The 20,253-nt window shown below is 41.2% G+C and carries 18 protein-coding genes; 10 read left to right on the top strand and 8 right to left on the bottom strand.

Features of this window, described 5'->3' with window-relative positions:
* Positions 1–434: 434 nt before the first annotated feature.
* From V7K32_RS22565 to V7K32_RS22555, 3 genes are all read left to right on the top strand, one after another.
* Positions 435–1,154: a hypothetical protein gene (locus V7K32_RS22565; RefSeq protein WP_334996104.1), complete on the top strand. Its 720-nt coding sequence runs from the start codon at positions 435–437 to the stop codon at positions 1,152–1,154.
* Positions 1,155–1,431: 277 nt separating this feature from the next.
* The gene (locus V7K32_RS22560) at positions 1,432–2,199 is read left to right on the top strand and encodes a DUF1350 family protein (protein WP_334996102.1); all 768 of its coding nucleotides are present in this window, start codon (positions 1,432–1,434) and stop codon (positions 2,197–2,199) included.
* Between the two features lie 337 nt (positions 2,200–2,536).
* Complete coding sequence (locus tag V7K32_RS22555; protein WP_334996250.1) at positions 2,537–3,685, top strand: PP2C family protein-serine/threonine phosphatase; 1,149 nt, start codon at positions 2,537–2,539, stop codon at positions 3,683–3,685.
* Here V7K32_RS22555 and V7K32_RS22550 read toward each other — a convergent pair.
* The 4 genes from V7K32_RS22550 to V7K32_RS22535 form a co-directional block, all read right to left on the bottom strand.
* Complete coding sequence (locus V7K32_RS22550; RefSeq protein WP_334996100.1) at positions 3,674–4,000, bottom strand: STAS domain-containing protein; 327 nt, start codon at positions 3,998–4,000, stop codon at positions 3,674–3,676. The two genes, V7K32_RS22555 and V7K32_RS22550, sit on opposite strands and share 12 nt — an antisense overlap.
* 691 nt (positions 4,001–4,691) lie before the next feature.
* On the bottom strand, positions 4,692–5,366 hold the full coding sequence (gene grpE / locus V7K32_RS22545; protein ID WP_334996098.1) for a nucleotide exchange factor GrpE: 675 nt from the start codon (positions 5,364–5,366) through the stop codon (positions 4,692–4,694).
* Between the two features lie 263 nt (positions 5,367–5,629).
* Positions 5,630–6,121, bottom strand: a complete 492-nt coding sequence (locus V7K32_RS22540) for a Dps family protein (RefSeq protein WP_109009651.1) — start codon at positions 6,119–6,121, stop codon at positions 5,630–5,632.
* Between the two features lie 143 nt (positions 6,122–6,264).
* Positions 6,265–6,528, bottom strand: coding sequence for a sulfiredoxin (locus V7K32_RS22535; protein WP_334996095.1), 264 nt, complete (start codon positions 6,526–6,528; stop codon positions 6,265–6,267).
* A gap of 262 nt (positions 6,529–6,790) precedes the next feature.
* Here V7K32_RS22535 and V7K32_RS22530 point away from each other — a divergent pair, with 262 nt between their 5' ends.
* The gene (locus V7K32_RS22530) at positions 6,791–8,380 is read left to right on the top strand and encodes a SpoIID/LytB domain-containing protein (RefSeq protein ID WP_334996093.1); all 1,590 of its coding nucleotides are present in this window, start codon (positions 6,791–6,793) and stop codon (positions 8,378–8,380) included.
* A 200-nt stretch (positions 8,381–8,580) separates the two neighbouring features.
* Here V7K32_RS22530 and V7K32_RS22525 read toward each other — a convergent pair whose 3' ends face one another.
* Positions 8,581–8,880, bottom strand: coding sequence for a ferredoxin (locus V7K32_RS22525; protein WP_334878730.1), 300 nt, complete (start codon positions 8,878–8,880; stop codon positions 8,581–8,583).
* Between the two features lie 895 nt (positions 8,881–9,775).
* Between V7K32_RS22525 and V7K32_RS22520 the strand changes: the two genes are divergently transcribed.
* The 5 genes from V7K32_RS22520 (at position 9,776) to V7K32_RS22500 (ending at position 14,389) form a co-directional block, all read left to right on the top strand.
* Positions 9,776–10,798 carry a Gfo/Idh/MocA family protein gene (locus V7K32_RS22520; RefSeq protein ID WP_334996248.1) on the top strand — a complete coding sequence of 341 codons (1,023 nt, stop codon included), beginning with the start codon at positions 9,776–9,778 and terminating at the stop codon, positions 10,796–10,798.
* Positions 10,798–11,583, top strand: a complete 786-nt coding sequence (gene map, locus V7K32_RS22515) for a type I methionyl aminopeptidase (RefSeq protein WP_334996091.1) — start codon at positions 10,798–10,800, stop codon at positions 11,581–11,583. The genes V7K32_RS22520 and map overlap by 1 nt, the downstream gene beginning before the upstream one ends.
* Positions 11,584–11,699: 116 nt before the next feature.
* Positions 11,700–12,314, top strand: coding sequence for a Uma2 family endonuclease (locus V7K32_RS22510; RefSeq protein ID WP_334996089.1), 615 nt, complete (start codon positions 11,700–11,702; stop codon positions 12,312–12,314).
* A gap of 406 nt (positions 12,315–12,720) precedes the next feature.
* Positions 12,721–13,401, top strand: a complete 681-nt coding sequence (locus V7K32_RS22505) for a calcium-binding protein (RefSeq protein ID WP_334996087.1) — start codon at positions 12,721–12,723, stop codon at positions 13,399–13,401.
* A gap of 373 nt (positions 13,402–13,774) precedes the next feature.
* Positions 13,775–14,389: a Uma2 family endonuclease gene (locus tag V7K32_RS22500; protein WP_334996085.1), complete on the top strand. Its 615-nt coding sequence runs from the start codon at positions 13,775–13,777 to the stop codon at positions 14,387–14,389.
* A gap of 434 nt (positions 14,390–14,823) precedes the next feature.
* Here V7K32_RS22500 and V7K32_RS22495 read toward each other — a convergent pair whose 3' ends face one another.
* The 3 genes from V7K32_RS22495 to chlP form a co-directional block, all read right to left on the bottom strand.
* Positions 14,824–16,176, bottom strand: a complete 1,353-nt coding sequence (locus V7K32_RS22495) for a pentapeptide repeat-containing protein (RefSeq protein WP_334996083.1) — start codon at positions 16,174–16,176, stop codon at positions 14,824–14,826.
* 346 nt (positions 16,177–16,522) lie between these two features.
* Positions 16,523–17,893: a DUF3370 domain-containing protein gene (locus tag V7K32_RS22490; RefSeq protein ID WP_334996081.1), complete on the bottom strand. Its 1,371-nt coding sequence runs from the start codon at positions 17,891–17,893 to the stop codon at positions 16,523–16,525.
* A gap of 584 nt (positions 17,894–18,477) precedes the next feature.
* A complete protein-coding gene (gene chlP, locus V7K32_RS22485; protein WP_334996079.1) occupies positions 18,478–19,698 on the bottom strand; it encodes a geranylgeranyl reductase in 1,221 nt (406 codons plus the stop codon).
* Between the two features lie 236 nt (positions 19,699–19,934).
* On the opposite strand from chlP, the gene V7K32_RS22480 reads away from it, so the two are divergent.
* Positions 19,935–20,183: a hypothetical protein gene (locus V7K32_RS22480; protein WP_334996077.1), complete on the top strand. Its 249-nt coding sequence runs from the start codon at positions 19,935–19,937 to the stop codon at positions 20,181–20,183.
* The last annotated feature ends 70 nt before the right edge of the window (positions 20,184–20,253 follow it).

The raw sequence follows: 20,253 nt of genomic DNA, 5'->3' as shown, positions 1-20,253 counted from the left end.
GGAATTTATAACCAATACGCCTGGTATTACTCTAAAGAAGACTGAACTTGGGTTTTAGTCCAGTTGAGTGGACAGTAGCTCTAATTTGCTAAAATTTATTTTTGGGTGGGCGATGATACTAATCGAGAATCCTGCAAAATCTTAGTTATTGCGGAATTTTTTCTGATTGTTTATTGTAGTTGAAAATGGTTCTTTAGCAAGACAATAACCTATTAAATTTTCATTGCATTTACAGGCAATTGATTTATTTTTGTTGTAGTTACTCTTATAGTAGAAATAGTGATCTTCAAAAAAAGAGTATCATATTGTACAAAAAATCTTGATCTGCCTAGCAGTATTAACTTGCCTGAAAAAGTTTAGACAAAATGCCAGCATTCTATAAATTTGATTGCTATATTAGATTCAATAACTATTCTGGCAAGGATTGAGAAGCTGTGCGGTATGATTTACAGGGCTTGGAAATTAGTCAGGAAGAACTGCAAAGGCTGACTAATTTACCTGTCAACGAGAAACTTTTAATTATTACAAATCCTCTGAAAAATTTAGCAAAAATATACATCAAAAACATTAAAAGCTCGGAAGGGGCAACTGTAGTTTTTATTGGTTTTACTATATGTGTTTTTGGTTATCTTTTATTTGATATTTTTATAAAAATGTTTTTATCGTGGATAACAATTTCATCCTGGATATTATTAATTATCTTAGGTGTTTGGGTTGGCGTTTTTACACAAATGGTATTATATTTAATATGGAAAAGTAGAAGCAAGGTTGTCAAATTTAACATGACAAATTCTTTGCAAATATTATTAAGCGATGTTGAAAGATATAATAGTGTTATTAGAGCAATAGATATCAATGACCAAATCGAAGAAGCTGGTAATCCAGAAGTGCTTATAAAGGAAAGAGAGAGTGTTATCGAAGCACTAAAACTCACCAAATCAGATTTAGTTCGGGCTTTAAAGACAGAAAGAATTTTGAGAGAAAATAAGAGCTTTATCCTTAGTAATACAGAGCTATTCGTCAACAATTTAGCAGCTTTAACAGCCATGCAAGTAAATGAACAGGCTACTGAGCATGGAAGATTACTGAATGAAGCATTACAGATTGCATTAGATGTGCAACACGAAATGAAAAGGTTACAGACTCAGCGTTAAGATAATTCGTAATTTGTAATGATGCTTTCTAGGAGACGCTGCACTAAAGTAATTAAGTTTTGTAATGGGGATTTAGAAAGTACTCCTGCATTCACTCAGTACTCAGGAAGAGTTGGAAAAAGCGTAGATGGTTTCGATAAGTCGATAGACGCTGCTGGATGGGTTGACTTCCAACCTACTCGCTAGATATACTCAATGGCTTTTTCCATAATCCTTCCCAGGGTTGCGATCGCCGATCTAACATAAAGAATATACAAAAAAGCGATCGCTTATCGGCATGGACTGGAAAGAAGTCAGAGGTAACTGGGTAATCATTCCCCGAAATCCCATAGGTATCATCCATTTTTTAGGAGGTGCATTTGTCGCCACTGCACCGCACATCACTTATCGCTGGTTACTCGAACAATTGGCAAGTAAAGGTTATGTTGTAATTGCTACGCCTTTCGTCAATACCTTGGATCATACTGCGATCGCAAAATCTGTGCTGCTAAACTTTGACCGCACCCTCGAACGTTTACACGATTCTGGGGCATTACGCAAGCTTTACTACCCCATCTACGGCATTGGACACAGTATGGGCTGTAAACTTCACTTGCTGATTGGTAGCCTCTTTAAAGTAGAACGCGCAGGAAATATTTTAATATCCTTCAACAACTACGCCGCTAAAGAAGCTATCCCCTTAGTAGAACAATTCAATTCTACTTTTGCGATTGAGTTTACACCCTCACCATTGGAAACCAACCAGCTTGTCCAAGAGCGTTACGACATCAGGCGCAATTTATTAATAAAATTTAGCAATGACACCATTGACCAATCCGCAGCTTTAACCAAAATCTTACAAAAACGCTTTGATGAGATGGTGACAACACAAACGTTACCAGGAACTCATACAACACCTCTAGGTCAAGACATTAAATGGCAAACTGGAACATCTTTTACCCCCTTTGATGCCTTAGGGCAATGGTTCAAACAAGAAGCATACCGCGACTTGAACCAGCTAAAAAATACTATCCTCTTGTGGGTTAACCCTCTTGCACCTCCATAATGTTTTATGACTAATTAAAAACTCATAAATTCGACGAAAAAATAGAAATGAGTTAGTAGTATTAAACCGCGTCTATCTTGAAACCTGTAGTTCTTCAGTGATGAAAAGGATTTGCCCTCATCCCCCAACCCCGAATCCCAAAATTGGGATTCGGGGAGCCAGAATTTCAAAGTCCCTCTCCCATATCTGGGAGAGGGATTTAGGGTGAGGGCAAAAACTACGGTTCTCAACTTAGATGAGGTTTAACATACAGATGCTACTGACTCATTAGCTCATAAACTACTTTTATTTTCTATTTTTAGAGTAATTTATTAATTAGTGCCTACTAAAAATTATGATGTTCCAAATATTAATAATTGATGATGATTATTCAATAAGAATACTTCTGAAAAGGATACTGGAAAAACAGAGTTATGAGATAGTTACTGCCAGTAGCGGTGAGGAAGGGATAGAAAAGGCACTGGCTTACCGTCCAGCACTAATTATTTGTGATTGGATCATGCCGGGGTTAACTGGTCTGGAAGTCTGCCACCACATTAAGAAAGATCCCCAATTTTCCACCACATTCTTTATTTTATTAACATCTTTAGATTCGGTTGCCGATTGCGTCAAAGGTCTAGATGCTGGTGCTGATGATTTTATTTCTAAACCTATCGAGCATAATGAATTACAAGCACGGGTAAGAGCGGGATTACGTCTGCATCAGTTGAGTAGAGATTTGCAGGCTCAAAAGTTGCTTTTAGAATCAGAAATGTCAGAAGCCGCAGAATATGTGCGATCGCTACTGCCTTTTCCCATGACTGAACCCTTCAATATAAATTTCCGATTTATTCCCTCACGGCAACTTGGCGGTGACTGTTTCGATTACTATTGGCTTGATGCTGATTATCTGGCAATTTACTTACTTGATACTGCCGGACATGGACTCAAAGCTACTCTTCCCTCTGTTTCAGTGCTGAATCTGCTGCGTTCCCGTGCGCTCAAAAGCCTAAATTATTATCAGCCTAGCGAGGTATTGAAGGCATTGAATGATACCTTTCAGATGAATTATCAAAATGACAAATACTTTACGATTTGGTATGGAGTTTACAACCGAACCAACGGCCAGTTAATTTATGCTAGTGCAGGTCATCCACCAGCAGTTTTAGTAACTGGCACATCTCCACGAAAGTCTGAAGTTAAACTCTTGAAAAGCCCCGGTATGCCAGTTGGGATGTTTCCAGAAGCAAAATATGTTGATGGATTTTGCAATATTGAAAAATTCAGTACTCTTTACATTTTTAGTGATGGTGCTTATGAAATCACTAAATTAGATGGCACACTTTGGAGTTTGGATGCTTTTATTCAGCTACTAGTTAGCTTACAAAATCCGGTTAAGTGCCAACTCGACCATGTTCTGAGTTATTTAGTCGCTCTCAACTCCAAAGATGCTTTTGATGATGATTTATCGATATTGCAAATTAACTTTGATTCATTAAGTCTTTGAGACTAAAACCTGATTAAATGCGTCTTGGCTAGGAAATATTTCAAATACTTTATCCATATTAGTCAGTTCAAATAATATCCTGACTTGCTCATTAATTGAGCAGAGAACAAGCTTACTATCCGCCGCCCGCAAGGTTTTAAAAGCTAATACTAAAGCCCCCAAACCGGAACTATCCATAAATGTTACATCTTGGAAATCAACTAACACAATTTTTGTACCCAATTTTAAACTTTCAGTAATATTTTGTCGAAAAGATTGTGAAGTTGTGGCGTTTAAATTACCGGTGAGCTTAATAATTTTCACTTGTTCTATCATAATTATGTCATGCTGATTTATGTAAATATGCTCTGATTTTGCTATTATATACCCATCAGATAAAATTTAAAAATCCTTACAAATAAAAATCATATACTGATGAATTTTTATTGAGAAGTAATACCATAATAAGTAAAGCTCAACTATTTTTTTATCTTATTGTTAATCAAAAGCTAATCTTTAGTTAAATAAAAATTGCCTCATCATGAGTAAACTAGCAAGTAAAAATAACGGAGATACATCTTATTTTGGGAGTCTAATATTAAACTACAAGTAAAAGTTCCACCTTTTCGGATCATTAGCTAAAGATTTTTGCAAAACTGAAATTTGTTCAATAAAAATTGAGAGCATCCTAAATGTGTAAGTTATATCAAAGGCAGCTTATTAATTGTCAATGCAAAATTGGAATCCTCCCTAAAAATTACCAAAATAGCCTGCAAAAGCAGGCTTTGTTTATGTAACACCAGATTTCCAGCCTTTTTTATGATAGTAATTAGCATTTAAATTTATTTATGTCCGATTACTTACATAATTGCAATAATTTCTGTCTAAATTAAAAAACATTAGCAAAAAAATTTGGTTTCAGCAGCAATATGGTTCGTATAAGCGGTTTTGTAGCCGAGACAGGGACGAATTACGCGAACAAGTTATAAACCTTTGCAGGCGTTAGTGGAAGGCGAAAATTTGCCTTCTAGCTGTCTCTAAGAGGACTTACTTTAGCTCGATAAAGCAGCTTCTCACCTTGAAGGTAGCCAGTGTAGCGCACCTTGACTATTTCTCCAGGTTGTGACGTTCCCTCCATCAATTGGTGCAGTTGGGGATCATAAGCTAATTCTGCTCCCACGGGTGCGATCGCTTCCACTCCCCACGCCTGTAAAAGCTTTTCGAGAGGTTTTTGCACCAACGGTACTATTTTGACTGCTGCTAGCTGGGGATTCTCCTGCGCTTTCTGTGCTGCGGTTGGCCATTGCAATAATAAAGACTCCAGCAGTTGCAAACTCGACTGCTGGAGTTCTTGTAGTAATATCTCTCGCTGCTGTTCTATTTGTTGCTGCGATCGCTGGTACTCTTTTCTTAAATCTGCAATTTCTTCTAATAATTCCTGAGTAGGCGCTGCTTTCTCTGCTAACAACTCTACAGTTGAAAAAGTTGCGATTAATTCATTCAATGGCATCTGTAGCACTAGCGACAGCTTAAGCAGTATATCTACCCGCATCTGCTCAAGCTTTCCTTGGCGTAACCGCAAAAGTTGACGCTCTGAGACACCAGCAGCGCGACTCAGCGCTTTAAAACTAGGAATTCCCACCTGTTGCATTAAATATTGTAACTTTTGGGAATTGGGCATTGGGAATTGAGAATTGGGCATTGGGTATTGGGGATTGGGTATTGGTTATTGGGCATCCCAACTCTTGGAGACGCTACGCGAACGGCTTCGCTCAGGGTAAGTGGGTATTGGGGATTGGCAAAAAAAATTAAGTCTTTATTAGTTCCTAGTCCCCAGTCCCTAGTCCCCAGTCCCTAGTAGTCTGTCAAATTCATTTTGACGGTTAGAGAGACGCGATAAATCGCCGTCTCTACTCTTAATTTATCCGTCAATTAGTTCTTGACAGACTACTAGTCCCCCAGTCCCTATTCTTCCAGTAAACTTCTCAACATCCAAGCTGTCTTTTCGTGTACTTGCATCCGTTGAGTTAATAAATCGGCGGTAGGTTCGTCGTTAACTTCCTCTACCACAGGGAAAATAGAGCGTGCAGTTCGGACTACGGCTTCTTGTCCTTCCACTAGTAAACCGATCATTTCCACAGCTTTCGGAACTCCGGGAGTTTCTGGAATCGAACTCAGTTTGGCATATTCGCTGTAGGTTCCCGGTGCAGGATAGCCAAGCGCTCTAATTCTCTCGGCAATTAAATCAACTGCTAAAGCTAATTCTGTATACTGGGTTTCAAACATCAAATGCAATGTTTGGAACATCGGCCCCGTTACATTCCAATGGAAGTTATGAGTTTTCAGATAAAGTGTATAAGTGTCAGCCAACAGGCGAGATAAACCCTCGGCAATTTTAGCCCTACTCGCCTCGTCAATGCCTATATTTACATTTTTAACTGTTACTTTCGATGACATAATTTTCTCCTAATTAGGTTATATGTAATTGGGGATTGCAAATTGGGCATGGGGCATTGGGGATTGGGGATTGGGGAAAAACTTACTGCAACTTCTCCTCATCTCCCTCATCTCCCCATGCCCCATGCCCCATTCCCCATTCTCTATGCCAAGTGCATCTTTAAAACGCTGCGGGGTGCTTTACGGACTCTGGCTAAAATGGTTTCTTTGCCTAAACGCTGGCAAGCCTCATACCGATGGCAACCAGAAAAGCCATAATATTGTCCATCTACTTCTAGGATATCTATAGGTTCTTGCTGCCCAATCTCCGCAATCGATTCCATTAAGGCTTGCACTTTATTTGGATCGTTTGCACCAGGCAAGGGCCGTTTTATCTGATTTAATGGAATTTCTTGGACTCTAACCATAAGGAGTTTATCCAACTAGTTCTGTTTTGTGTCTCTAAATAAATCATAGTCATTATGACTACGTTTTGCCACCAGTTTGGGCAAAACTGCTAATGGTATCATTGGAGCACTCATGCGACAAAAAAACCGCACTACAAAGCAATCGGAAAATCAGCTCCAACACTGCATTAAGGGGCAGAAGACGATCGATTACTCGCTATCGCACTTCTTAAAGAGGCTTTTGTTAGCTTGCTCCCCCGTAGGGTTACGCTATCAGGTAGCTATGAAATTTTCACTTTGGCGTTTTTCCCACACTGTGCTGACCACATTTTGTCTATTGGGACTAACTGCTGCATCAGCGCCTGAGAGTAACATTCAGGGTATGGAACTGAAAATTGGGATTGTGCAGCGATTTGGCTCACAACCCACAGCCAAGCTGCAACTAGAACCCACAAAAGGCGATCGCTTAAAGCTAAAATTTGTTGTGGGCAATAAGCAGCAAATTCTGGTTACCAAAAATCCTGTAAAGCTGGAAACAGTCATGCAAGCTTTACCCCAGCCAACAGTTGAGGAAGTGGTAGTTTTAGGCACATACCGCACCTTTGAAACTGCGGAAGACAGTGCTAATAAATGGCGTTCTCAAGGAATGGAAGTGGAAATAGCCCAGCCAGAACGCTGGCAGGTTTGGGCGAAACGCGATGTTTATAGCACTCCTTTACTGCGGCGGTTGCTATTGCAAAACATCCAAGCTTCTACCAAAGAAAAAGTATATCTTGATACTAAAGTTTTAAAACAAGTGCCGCGAGTTAGTTGGGTTGTGGATGGTAAGCGCTATAGCCCGAATGATTTGGAAATCAGTACTGATAAAAACTTGATTCGGGTGAATAAAAGCGAGAAACAGGAGTTTGCTCGTCTTTATGCTGGGCGAATGAATTTGCAGCCAAATGCTTATGGCACATACACTTTAGTTAACCAAGTTCCTTTAGAAATTTATTTGCGTGGGGTTGTGCCTTATGAAATAGGCGCAGATGCACCAACAGCTGCGCTAGAAGCCCAAGCAATTCTCGCCCGGACTTATGTGTTGAGAAATTTACGCAGGTTCGCAGCAGATAACTATCAGTTGTGTGCTGATACTCACTGTCAAGTTTATTATGGGCTGAATGGAGCAGGGGCTAAAACAGACAAAGCGATCGCCTCAACCAGGGGTAAGGTAGTAACCTATAAAAACGAACTAGTAGATGCCCTTTATTCTTCCACTACTGGTGGCGTTACTGCCTCCTTCAGCGATGTCTGGAATGGTGACGATCGTCCCTATCTGCGCCCTGTACTGGATGCTGCAACTACTTTTTGGAACTTGTCTAAGCAGAGTTTAGCAGATGAAAAGAACTTCCAAAAATTTATTAATATCAAAGAAGGATTTAATGAAAGCAAGTGGGATATGTTTCGTTGGCATAAGGAAACCTCTTTAGAGGATATTACCAAGGACTTGCAGAAATTTTTGCAGGTGAAAAACAGTCCTTATGCCAAATTTAAGACAATTCAGGCTATGGCAGTAGTGAAGCGAAGCCAGAGTGGGCGTATCCTTGAACTTGCCGTTAAAACTGATAACAGCACCTTTGTTCTCCACAAAGACGAAGTTCGTAGTGCCTTTGCTGCTCCTAGAAGTACGCTATTTTATATACAACCCCTGAATAAAGGCAAACCCGAACTGTGGGGATACGCCTTTATTGGTGGTGGATTAGGACATGGAGTCGGCTTGAGTCAAACTGGCGCTCAAAATTTAGCTAAATTAGGTTGGTCAAGTCCAAAAATTCTCCAATTTTACTATCCTGGTACTCAGATTCAGATTTTTAGCAAAGAGACAAAACTTTAAGCTAATCGGGAAATTTCATACTTAAAAAATCAAGCAGGAACACAGTAAACTTTGTGTTCCTGCTCAACATTAAATTAGGCTTTTTGTCAAATTCGCTTTATAGACACGGCATTGAGAAGGCGTTGACACTATATACAGTGCTTCTATTTTTTCAACATTATTTACTCTTGCAAGAGGTTTATTGTTGAGAGTCCTAACTCTTAGTAGAGTTCTTCTTCTTTGTGAGTTTCGATTGTCACATCAGAGGTAGGGTAAGCAACACAAGTCAGTACATATCCAGCTTCGATTTGATCGTCATCTAAGAATGACTGGTCACCTTGATCAACAGTACCCTTTACGAGTTTACCTGCACAGGTCGAGCAAGCACCAGCGCGGCAAGAGTAAGGCAGGTCAAGACCAGCTTCTTCGGCAGCGTCTAGAATATAGGTATCGTCATCAACATCAAGGGTTTGGTTGAGTCCTTCGGCCTCATTTACTAGTGTCACTTTATAGGTTGGCATTAACTAATCCTCTCTTTTGCAAACGGTAGTATAAGTTATCTTTAGGCAAAGGTCACGGCTGTTCTGGGGAATTAGCCGCTTATTCAAATTTGCTTCAATTCTGATACTACGAGAAAAATTAAACGATGTAACTGGAAATTGAACCCGATTAGTAATGAAATTTAGTTGCTTAATACTGATAAGTTTTATTTATATTATTTTTGGTCTTAGTCAGGCTGTAATTAGAAAAAATTATCTTAATGGATAAAAAATATGGGTAGGATTAATGCCACCTATATTTTGTAGGATTTACGGAGAACAGATCCCCAACGTCCTTTCAAAATTAAGGCTGTTTGATTGGATATATTAGAGATTTTCTCAATATCATCAACAAGAAATAAGCCTGGAGTTAGTAATCCAAAGAATACCGTAGCAACTCCGTAAATTTAAGTGCGTTGGCGTAGCCTCTTTAAGAGTTGCCTTGCCGTAGCCTTAGTCTTAAGCTAGCTATACGTAGCGCGTCCGCACCAAAGACGTTGGTTGCGCGATCGCCTTGATTATTTTGTGGTTATAGTTTTGAAAACATGCCCTAAGTAAGTGGGCGCAAATAATCATCACTGGCTCGTAGTTGCGCTTTAGCGAAGACAGCGCAACTACGAGCCAAATACAAAGATTTTACTTTTCGTTACATAGTTTGATTTTATCTTGCCTACCTACTTAGTACGAATGTTGTAGAGTCTAAACTGGTGAAGTGATTTGATTTTCGATGAAGAGACAATCTCACTACTAAGCTAATGAGGATTTAAGTTGCATAAGAGCAGGGCTGAAGCCCTTACTAAAAGCGAATCATTTTGGAAAAATGAATGACGATTAGCTTAGAAGCGTGAAAGAATCAAAAACAGAACTGGTGAGGATCATGTATAATTCAGAAGCAGCTTTGGAAAAAGCAAAAGTGCGTGTAGGTTTGGTGGGTACTGGGTATGCGGCAAAGTTTCGAGCTGAGGCATTGCTCCATAATGAGGGAATGCGATCGCTCTTAGTCGCAGTTGTTGGTCATACCGCAGAAACAACAGAAACCTTTGCCAAAGAGTACGAGATTGAAGCGTTGAGTTCTTGGCAAGAGCTAGTAGAGCGTGATGATATAGACCTGGTGCTGATTTGCACCATAAATCGAGATCATGGTGCGATCGCTCGTGCAGCACTTACCAACGGCAAACATGTAGTTGTAGAATATCCCCTTTCGTTGGATGTAGTCGAAGCAGAAGAACTGATTGCCTTAGCCAAAGCACAACAAAAACTCCTGCACGTTGAACACCTAGAACTTTTAGGTGGTTTGCATCAATCCTTGAAGCAAAACTTAGCCAAAATTGGTGAAGTTTTTTATGTTCGCTACAGCACTATCAATCCCCAGAATCCTGCACCCCGCAAATGGACTTATAACCACGAGTTGTTCGGTTTTCCCTTAATTGGTGCCTTGTCTCGCCTACATCGTCTTACCGATTTATTTGGTAAAGTATTTACTGTTAACTGTCACCAGCGATATTGGGAAATAGAACCGGAATATTACCAAACCTGTTTCTGCACTAGTCAACTGTGTTTTAACAGTGGAGTTTTAGCCCAAGTAGTCTATGGTAAAGGCGAAACTATTTGGCAATCAGAACGCAAGTTTGAAGTTCACGGTGAAAAAGGTGGTTTAATTTTTGATGGTGACACCGGAATATTCATCCAGCCAGGGGAAACAACACCTATAGAGGTTGCTCCTCGGCGGGGTTTATTCGCTAAAGACACAAGTATGGTGTTAGATCATCTTTTTGATGGCACTCCTTTGTATGTTACCCCAGAGGAGAGCTTGTATACGCTGCATGTTGCTGATGCTGCCCAAAGAGCTGCACAGACAGGGTTAACTATGTTTATGAAAGATACTTTAGACAAAAGTTGATGAAAACCGAACTAATTGTTATTTTATCCCAACGAGAAATAGAGAAAATGCGTCAAGCTGGGCGTTTAGCAGCTAAACTTCTCCAGCATCTCGAACCGTTTGTGAAGCCAGGGGTTAGTACTCTTGAGCTAAACGATGAAGCCGAACGTTGGACACAAGCGCATGGAGCAAAAAGCGCACCCCTTGGTTATAAAGGCTATCCTAAATCAATTTGCACCAGTGTAAATGAGGTAATTTGTCACGGCATTCCCAATGGCAAGCAAATTCTCAAGGAAGGTGACATTATTAATATTGATGTAACGCCGATTGTTGAGGGTTATCACGGCGATACATCTAAAACATTCTTTGTTGGTACACCTTCGGCAAAAACCAGAAAGTTGGTAGAGGTGACAGAGGAGTGTTTGCGCTTAGGTATTGCTGAAGTTAAACCTGGGGCACGCATTGGAGACATTGGTGCAGCTATTCAAGAGTATGCTGAAGGACAAGGCTTTTCTGTAGTGCGAGATTTCGTAGGACACGGCATCAGTAACATTTTCCACACTGCGCCCGATGTTCCTCACTATGGCACACGCGGTAAGGGTAAGCGCCTCAGACCAGGGATGGTTTTTACTATTGAGCCAATGATTAACGAAGGTACTTATGAAGTCGAACTTCTGGGCGATAAATGGACTGCGGTAACGCGCGATCGCAAACTTTCGGCACAATGTGAGCATACCTTAGCTGTAACTGAAGATGGCGTCGAAATTCTGACTCTACTAGAAGGCGAGAATTACTGGGCTGTATGACAACATAATTATGAAAAAATTCCTTTCATTTGGGAGGAACCAAAGCCACAAGGTAGTTAGAATAATCAAGAGCAGCAATACCTGCTCTAGTTCTGAACCTGGAAGGATAAATCTCTATGGTCTCAGCCACTATTAATATAGATAATCTTAGCTCTGAGGCATTCGTTGCTGGCTATCTAGATGATGTCCGCTACGAGTTAATCGACGGAGAATTAATCGACTTGGAACCTACTGGACTTCATGAACAAGTAGCTGGGTTAATTAATCGTAAGCTCAACGTAGCAATTGATCTACTCAATTTGCCTTGGTTTATTCCCATGAAATGCCTGATTAAACCATTAGGTCAAAATTCAGCATTTAGACCCGATGTTGTGATTATTGATCAGACGGCTTTGGTGAATGAGCCATTATGGAAAACTGAGCCAGTAATTACATTAGGCAATTCTGTTAAATTAGTCGTGGAGGTTGTCAGTACCAATTGGCAGAATGACTATGCCCGAAAAGTGGAAGACTACGAAGCCTTGGGGATTGGGGAGTATTGGATCGCAGATTATCTAGGGTTAGGAGGCAAACGCTACATTGGCTTATCCAAAGAACCTGTAATTACAATTTATCAGTTATTAGATGGAACTTATCAAGCACAACAGTTTAGAGGAACAGAACGCCTCATTTCCCAAACATTTCCAGACCTGAATTTGACCGCAGAACAGATATTTGTTGCAGGTCACTAGAGTTAGAGATTGGGGAACAGGTGGCGCTCTTTGGGGAGAAGTATGTGAACTGCTTAATAATTCGTTAGCGGGGGTTATGTTGGAAAGCGCAAAAACAATATAACATGACTTTTAGCACTATTTTGATGTCAACATCATCAATAAATCCAGTGCTTATCAAATATTCAGAGTTAATAGCAAAGACCTCTTCAAATCGGGTGTATTTCTGTTATCTCTTCCCACTCGTTATTTTTCTACCTGATTTTCTCCGTGTTGGTGAATGAAAGTGTGAAACTCCATGTTTGAAACTATTTCCTTCGCGCCTTTGGAGGAAACCAAATTCATACTTTTAATCAGCAACGCCGTTTGATGATGGGGAAGTGATGAGGTAATTTTTTTATCCTCTAAGTTAAGGAGAAACTCATCAATGGCAGATAAAACTCTTAACGGTACTAATGATGGTGAGAATCTGACTGACGACAGTCGCTCTTTATTTGATGGGCCGGACTCCAGTCTTGAAATTCCTGAATATAATCTAGTTACCATCAACGGATTTGGCGGTGACGACGTTCTCGTTGGGTTTGATTTTTTTAGCAGCTATTTCCTTTTTGGCGGTGCAGGCAACGATTTACTCTTTGGCAGTATTAACGGCGATTACCTCTTAGGGGATGATTTGTCTGGCGTTGCTGGTAACGATTACCTCAGTGGGGGTGAGGGCAACGATGCCCTCTTTGGCGTTGGTGGCAATGATACTCTCTTTGGGGGTGCTGGGACTGATACTCTCTATGGGGGTGCTGGCAACGATGTTTTCGAGTTCGACTCAGTTTCAGATAGTCAACCTGGTTTGTCACGGGATATTATCAAAGATTTTGTTGGAAACGGTAACTTGGCCGGTGACAGAATCGATTTATCTCGCATAGACGCTAACACCACCATAAAAGGCGACCAAGCCTTCAGTTACATTGGAACTCGCGCATTCACCGCAGCAGGTCAGATTCGTTATTCTGGAGGTATTCTCCAAGGTAATACTGATAGTAATCTAGCGGCTAATTTCGAGATTAAACTTGAAGGATCACCACTACTAGTGGCAAGCGATATTATCGTTTAATAGACTTCTTGCAAAAGTTCTTAATACCCCACCCCCAACCCCTCCCCTTGGTAAGCTGTTCCACATTTAAATTGCATAATTACGGCGCTCATGTTGCCCACCCCACAAGAGTTATATAAACTTTAGATATGCAAACTAGATGTGGTTTAGCTTACTACGGGTGTATACAGAAGTCGAATTACCTCCCTTAATCCCCCCGATGCATTGGGGGGAAACCGGAAAATCTAGTTCCCTCCCCTTTCCAAGGGGAGGGTTAGGGTGGGGTAAAACCGTGATTTCTCAGCTATTTCAGACTTGTGTATACACCGTAGCCCCTTGCTAAGGGGAGGGGAGCGTTTGCATCATAAAGTAAAACATATATGGAGGTAAGATTATGACCCAAGCGTTGCCCAAATTACTCACCTTTAATGAATTTATCGAATGGTATCCCAACGATGGGAAAAGCTATGAATTGCACAAAGGAGTAATTATTGAAATGCCGCCCCCAACCGGAGCGCATGAAAAAGTTATTGGGTTTTTATCGCGGAAATTAACCGTGGAGTTTGATCGTCTTAATTTACCCTACGGAATTCCCAAAACTGCATTGATCCAAACTCCTTCTGCGGAATCCGCTTATTCGCCTGATGTTTTGCTGCTAAATCTTGATAATCTCGACAATGAACCACTTTTTCAAAAACAGTCAACAGTAAGCCAAGCAGCATCGGTTCCAATAGTTATCGAAGTTGTTTCAACCAACTGGCGAGATGATTACTACAATAAACTTAGGGATTATGAGGAAATGGGCATTCCCGAATATTGGATTGCTGATTATGCTGCATTGGGTGCAAGAAAGTTCATCGGCAATCCCAAACAACCCACTATTTTTGTATGCGAATTAGTTGATGGTGAATATCAAATGACACCGTTTCAAGGTAACACCGCGATTTTATCACCTACTTTTCCCCAATTAAATTTAACTGCACAGCAAATTTTTAATGCGGCTAACTAATTTTTTATCTAGTCTTATAACTATAGGACTCATATTTGATTTTTGAAAAGATACGTAGGGTGTGTTAGCGACAGCGTAACGCACCAAATCCTTATGAATGGTGCGTTACGGAAGCCGTAACACACCCTACATATACTAATTACCCGGACTTGATATAACACGGTGCGTTAGGCGCGAGAGTCATATTTTTCGTGACAAATCATATCGAAATATGCGCCTCTCTGCGCTCTCTGCGCCTCTGCGGTTAATTTATTTTTACAAATGATTTAGGACTACTATATATCCGATTTTGCACCTTATTAGTTTAGGACTTACGCACAGGTAATGAAAAATCGAACCACAGAGGCACAGAGAACACGGAGTAATAAGAGTTTGAGAAGTCTTTTGCGTAAGTCCTGTAGTTAAAGGTAATCTAAAATCTAAAATTGGTATAACTACCGTCCCAACTTATTGGGAATACCTTCACAACCACCAGGGATAGTAGCTCTAGTTTTTTCGCCACCCCAAGTGCAACAGTAGTTACGTGTAGACTCAGACATGCGTTGTACATTGGTGAAATCGGCATTTTCCACCACAGCGCCAGTTTGTTCGCCTGTTTGATAATTTGGTGGTTGAGTGCGACTGCGGGGTGATGCTTTATCCACTATACCGTAGAATAGGCGAATCCCGTTGATGTCTGCACCACTGAGATTAGCACTATATAAAATTGTACGGGAGAGGTTGGCTTTTACTAAATCACAACCGCTCAGATTAGCGCGGACAAGATTAGCTTCGCTCAGATCAGTCCAACGCAAATCAGTACCAGAAAGGTCTGCTGCGGCTAGCGTTACGCCTAAATCGATGACACGCACACCTTCTAGGCGGTCTTCTGCATATCCGCCACTGCCGTCGAGAATGGCTCGACCTAATAGCCGATCGCGTTGTAAGGGTGAGAGCAACTTGGAACGTGAGAGAAAGCGGAGAATTTTCGCTTTCCCACTGCCATCTACACTACTTAAAATTGCCGCAGTCCGTCCTTCAGCGATCGCTCTTTCTTGGGGCCAATCTTCTAATAATCCTTCTTGATCTAATACTAAATCTGAAACGCCTTGGAAATAGGAATCAATTGTCTGTTGCTGGGTAATTATGTTTTGCTGAACTGTTAGCAGGTTTTGCTGAATTGTCAAGTCTTTAGAAATAACATATTGTCGCCAAGCCACGTAAACGGCGATGACGGCGATCAGAATTTGCCCCAAAGCACCAAACCATTCTGCTAGGGTTCCAGAAACGTCCCAGTTAATCTGGCGTCCCCAAAGCAGTAAGCGATCGCCCACACCTGTAAACTTGATCAAGCCGACGATCGCTACTATTAGTCCCAAAATGGCAACAAACAGGGTGCGTTCTTCGGGTGAAAACCACTCGTATAATGCTTTTTGCAACCAAGGCAATAATATCGCTAGGGATAACAGCAAAGTTATCAGCGTTCCGATCATGCCGACGATCCAGTTATTGAGGATAACTCCAATGAAAGTGATGGCGATCGCTATTAAAGTAATTAGCAATGCCCTCGGCTTAACTAAAAATTGCTTGGTAGTAGGTTGGTTGAGATCAGCACGGGCTTGTTGGAGAGCAGTTGTATATTGCGGAGATTTCAAAGATGCGATCGCTGCTAGGGCTTGTTGTGTCGCTAGTACTTCTGAGCTTAGGTTTTTCTCAGTTACGCTACCGTCAAAGTCATCTGGCTGCAAATCATTTTCCGGGGCTGGTTCTGGGGTTGGTAGATTAGAGGAATTGGATTCAATCGTCATGTCTTCTATTTTGCCCCAGCAGATTCAGTTCAACATCTGTTTTATCAGAAATTGCATTAAACCAAAAACCTTTATTCCATAGGATTCATGCAAGAATTTTGTTAGAGTCCATGTACTCCTACGTCGAAGCATTGCACGAATGCAAAACTAGCCCTCATCCCCCAACCCCGAATCCCAATTTTGGGATTTGGGGAGAGAATTTGAAAGTCCCTCTCCCAAGCTTGGGAGATGGATTTAGGGTGAGGGCTTTTGATTCATGCAAGAATTTTGTTAAGTCCATATACTCCTACGTCGAAGCAAGCTAGCAAGAGCGTCTCTTAGAGAGCATCATTTTGATTTTGAATTGTTAAGTATGGTCTACAGTTTCAATTGTCAGCATTTGAGGGGGCGTAGCATCAGGTGGGTAGAGAAAATCCACTTCTACCAGTCGCTGCTGGCCAGGGGATATTTTTAATTGAGCAAGCGGTTCTCCCATCTGTCCCCGTTGTTGAACTAAATGCCAGTATTGGGTTCTGGGTAAGCCATTATCGTCATTGTAGCGAATACGAACTGTGCCTCGGAAAAAGACAGATGGTTGGGGTGGTGAAAAAAAGCGAAGCCCTGGTTTACTTAACTCATCTTCTTTGATAGGCGTTTGGAAAAGTACCTTTATAGTTTGCGGCTTATCGGTATTATTAATTAATGGTAGAGAAATGTTGTATTCAATGCCGTAGTTGCCATGAGCTTCGTAAGCAGTACCAGGATAACGCGCCACTAGTTTAGCAGTTTGGTTTTGTCCAGTACCCATTTTGCCTGCCAAAAGTGTACTTAAACCGTAAGAAAAAGCTTGTCCTGATTCGGGAATTGTCAGGTATGAACTATTCGAGTTAGTAACTTGTACTTGCCAACGAGAGCCAATAGCTACCCCCGCTACCCGTCCGTAAATTTCTTTTGCCCCTTCAAGGCGATTGGGAGGGCTGGGAGGCTGTTCACGGGGACCTGCAAAATCACCATTTTCTAACAAATTCTCCCATTCTTCTAAAGTGGGCGCTCGTTCACTACCATCAGGATTGGGTTTGGCAAACATAGCTAGGTTCGCCATATAAACTGGACTATCACTATACAAACGTAACAAAGTAGAACGTCCATTCAATGGCGGGGTTAAAGAACGCACTGGAATTGGATGATTCATTAACATCCGGCTTTGTTTTGGTGGAATTACCAACTGGGCTGGCCATCCTGACTGTCGTCTGACTCGCAGCAGATCATTCATCACGCGATCGCCTGGTCCTGCATAAATGTTTCCCGAATTATTTGACTGCATAGCGGGAAGTTTGATAAAAGGTGCATCAGGTTGACTAACGTAACTAGCTGCTTGCAATATATTGACAGTTGCAGAGCGATCGCTTGGATTGTAAACAATCACCCCCAAATAAAGAGTCCGCAAATCATTTGGAGTCTCAATCGCTTTAGCAATATGGTGAGAAAATAAATCAAACCGTCCCTGAAATGGAAAGTTCAGGTGGGCGCTGGGTACTCTTTTGCCTTGAGGAGGAAATGTAGACAACAGAATTCCTTCACTCTGAACTACTTCTGGGTTATTACTGTTAAATACCGGTACTTCATCAAGATGTCCTGTTAAAGGTCTTGTTTGTTGGGGAATGAAGATTTCCTGTGGTGCAGGTGCAGGAGAAGGCGATGCTTGAGCCAAAAACAAATAAGAAATAAGATTAAGCATTTATTCAAAAATCAATTTATCGCTGAAGTTAAGAATACAGCATACCTAAATCTATACTTCTCCGGAAGCCTGAGGGACTGACAAATAAAAAAATACCCAAAAAACTTACGAAAAAACTCTTTCCTCCTCATTCCTCTGTGTTCTCTGTGCCCAATAAGGTTCGTTTCTGTAGATAATTTATTTTTTGGAAGTCCTTGATGTAAATGCACCCAAACCTGAATGACATTAAGTAAGTGGGTGCAAATAATCATCACTGGCTCGTAGTTGCGCTAAAGCGCAAGAGGGCGCAACTACGAGCCAAATACAGATATTTTACTTTTCGTTACATAGTTTGGTTTTATCTTGTCTAGCTACTTAGTAACATCAACGGCTCGAATTAATCCGTTGTGTAAATCTCGTAAAACGTGGCGCTTGTAAGCACCATGCCAAGAAGACACTGTATTTAGACTGCTTAATTCTGCCCGAAGTATTTATATATATTGTGGGGTGGGCATCTTGCCCGCCCTGATTCATGAGCGTGCAGGATGTCCACCCCACAAAATTGAGTAATGTACTTGTTGGAATTCCCAGTCCTTTGCCCTCAATTAAGGTGCAAGGGCATTACCCCGAATTAGACTACCAATGGTTTTGGCAGTAATTTTCAGTTGGGTGATGGGATTAGCAGGGACAACCGTCTTATACAGATAGCTATCAAATGTTAGCCGTTGTACATCCAGGTCATCGCACATTTCCACAAACGCTTCGCGGGTAGCGTCAGAACGATAGAAGACGCTTTGCAGAATGTCCAGCACCTTGTAAGTGAGTCCGTATCTTTTATCCCAACGCTTCAGGTAAACCTTAAGGTCGCCTTCTGTAGGAATACGGCTACCACTATTAGATGTTTCTACAATAGTTTCCGCACACATCCGCCCAGATTTAGCGGCAAAATAAATACCTTCGCCAGAAGACTTGGTAACGTAACCAGCAGCATCTCCTACCAAAGCAATACGACCGACAACACGACGGGGACGGGGATGTTCAGGAATGGGGTGGGCTTCTACTTTGATGATTTTACCGCCTGCGAGCTTCTCGGAAGCACGGGCGCGGATACCAGCCTGTAACTGTTTGATGCTGGCTTTATTGATGTGCATTGTACCAGTACCGACAGCTACGTGGTCATGTTTGGGGAAAACCCAAGCGTAGAAGTCAGTAGAAACGTCATCACCGACATACATTTCGGCGAGGTCGTTGTAGTAGGCCATTTTGTCTTCGGGTAAGCGAATTCGCTCTTGGAAAGCGATCGCATAATTGTAATCCCCAGCGTCCATTTCCTTAGCAACGCGAGAATTAGCCCCATCCGCCCCAATAATTACATCCACCTTCAGAGTTTTGGCAATCCCCTGTGATATCCCATCTGTATGGTCAATGTAATGGATGGTATAAGGATCGGTATTGTTTCCTGGTATATCGAGTTTATGAACAGTGGCATTAATTAAATTTGCGCCGACTTTTGCCGCGCGATCGCGCAAAAAGCCATCCAGCACTTCCCGGCGGCACATTCCTATATATTCATCTTCATTTACCAGATTGATATCAACCTCACGATTGGAAGGTGAAATCATTTTCATCTTCCGTACCCGGCGATCGATAATCTCTGGTGGTAAGTCAAATTCACTCACCATACATAGAGGAATTGCACCCCCGCAAGGCTTTGCATTGTCTAGCTTCCGCTCAAACAGGTAGGTTTCAATCCCAGAGGCTGCCAGTGTTTCTGCGGCAGATGAACCAGCAGGGCCTGACCCAATAACAGCAACCCGTAGTGTCAAAGGTCTTTCTCCCAATCTTCACATTTACCCAGAGCATACTACCACGGTCTTTCTGCTGATTTGGCGCTTTACCTCTAGGTTTCTGCACAAATGCAATATTCCTTAATGTTTCGATACAAAAAACCAGATTGGCAATTTAGTTAAAGGTAAATTGAAATTTAAATGTATAATTTTTTGTAACATAACTGAAATACTCTCTTTAATCATTAATACATTATTGTTCACAAAGGTATTGTATGCCTGAGAATATTGAAAAACATTTTCTAAAAGAAGTTCGTAAGCTGAAGCAGAAAAACAGAAACCGCATGGTTCAGAGAGTTGGGGTGCTTTTGCTGCTTGTGGGTATAGTTAGTGGCTTTGCATATTTGTTTTTTCAAGGTAATCCCATTTGGAAAATAGGCAATTCAGCTATTAGCACAACATCCCTTGTATTCAGCATACTTGGACTAATTTTATTTTTAAATATAATTATTTATATTATTTAGATATCAAATATCGAGAACTCGTTATCAATTTTCTCTATCTTCTTTAGAATTTTGGCGATTTAGTCGTTTA

Origin of the sequence: Nostoc sp., assembly GCF_036917635.1 — a bacterium.
Classification (GTDB): domain Bacteria; phylum Cyanobacteriota; class Cyanobacteriia; order Cyanobacteriales; family Nostocaceae; genus Nostoc.
This window is presented reverse-complemented; position numbering and strand designations above follow the sequence as displayed.

Excerpts from the sequence above, each read along its gene's own strand:
- V7K32_RS22560 (WP_334996102.1), top strand. The coding sequence starts at position 1,432 with ATGGACTGGAAAGAAGTCAGAGGTAACTGGGTAATCATTCCCCGAAAT.
- V7K32_RS22555 (WP_334996250.1), top strand. The coding sequence starts at position 2,537 with ATGTTCCAAATATTAATAATTGATGATGATTATTCAATAAGAATACTT.
- V7K32_RS22550 (WP_334996100.1), bottom strand. The coding sequence starts at position 4,000 with ATGATAGAACAAGTGAAAATTATTAAGCTCACCGGTAATTTAAACGCC.
- grpE (WP_334996098.1), bottom strand. The coding sequence starts at position 5,366 with ATGCCCAATTCTCAATTCCCAATGCCCAATTCCCAAAAGTTACAATAT.
- V7K32_RS22540 (WP_109009651.1), bottom strand. The coding sequence starts at position 6,121 with ATGTCATCGAAAGTAACAGTTAAAAATGTAAATATAGGCATTGACGAG.
- V7K32_RS22535 (WP_334996095.1), bottom strand. The coding sequence starts at position 6,528 with ATGGTTAGAGTCCAAGAAATTCCATTAAATCAGATAAAACGGCCCTTG.
- V7K32_RS22530 (WP_334996093.1), top strand. The coding sequence starts at position 6,791 with ATGAAATTTTCACTTTGGCGTTTTTCCCACACTGTGCTGACCACATTT.
- V7K32_RS22525 (WP_334878730.1), bottom strand. The coding sequence starts at position 8,880 with ATGCCAACCTATAAAGTGACACTAGTAAATGAGGCCGAAGGACTCAAC.
- V7K32_RS22520 (WP_334996248.1), top strand. The coding sequence starts at position 9,776 with ATGTATAATTCAGAAGCAGCTTTGGAAAAAGCAAAAGTGCGTGTAGGT.
- map (WP_334996091.1), top strand. The coding sequence starts at position 10,798 with ATGAAAACCGAACTAATTGTTATTTTATCCCAACGAGAAATAGAGAAA.
- V7K32_RS22510 (WP_334996089.1), top strand. The coding sequence starts at position 11,700 with ATGGTCTCAGCCACTATTAATATAGATAATCTTAGCTCTGAGGCATTC.
- V7K32_RS22505 (WP_334996087.1), top strand. The coding sequence starts at position 12,721 with ATGGCAGATAAAACTCTTAACGGTACTAATGATGGTGAGAATCTGACT.
- V7K32_RS22500 (WP_334996085.1), top strand. The coding sequence starts at position 13,775 with ATGACCCAAGCGTTGCCCAAATTACTCACCTTTAATGAATTTATCGAA.
- V7K32_RS22495 (WP_334996083.1), bottom strand. The coding sequence starts at position 16,176 with ATGACGATTGAATCCAATTCCTCTAATCTACCAACCCCAGAACCAGCC.
- V7K32_RS22490 (WP_334996081.1), bottom strand. The coding sequence starts at position 17,893 with ATGCTTAATCTTATTTCTTATTTGTTTTTGGCTCAAGCATCGCCTTCT.
- V7K32_RS22480 (WP_334996077.1), top strand. The coding sequence starts at position 19,935 with ATGCCTGAGAATATTGAAAAACATTTTCTAAAAGAAGTTCGTAAGCTG.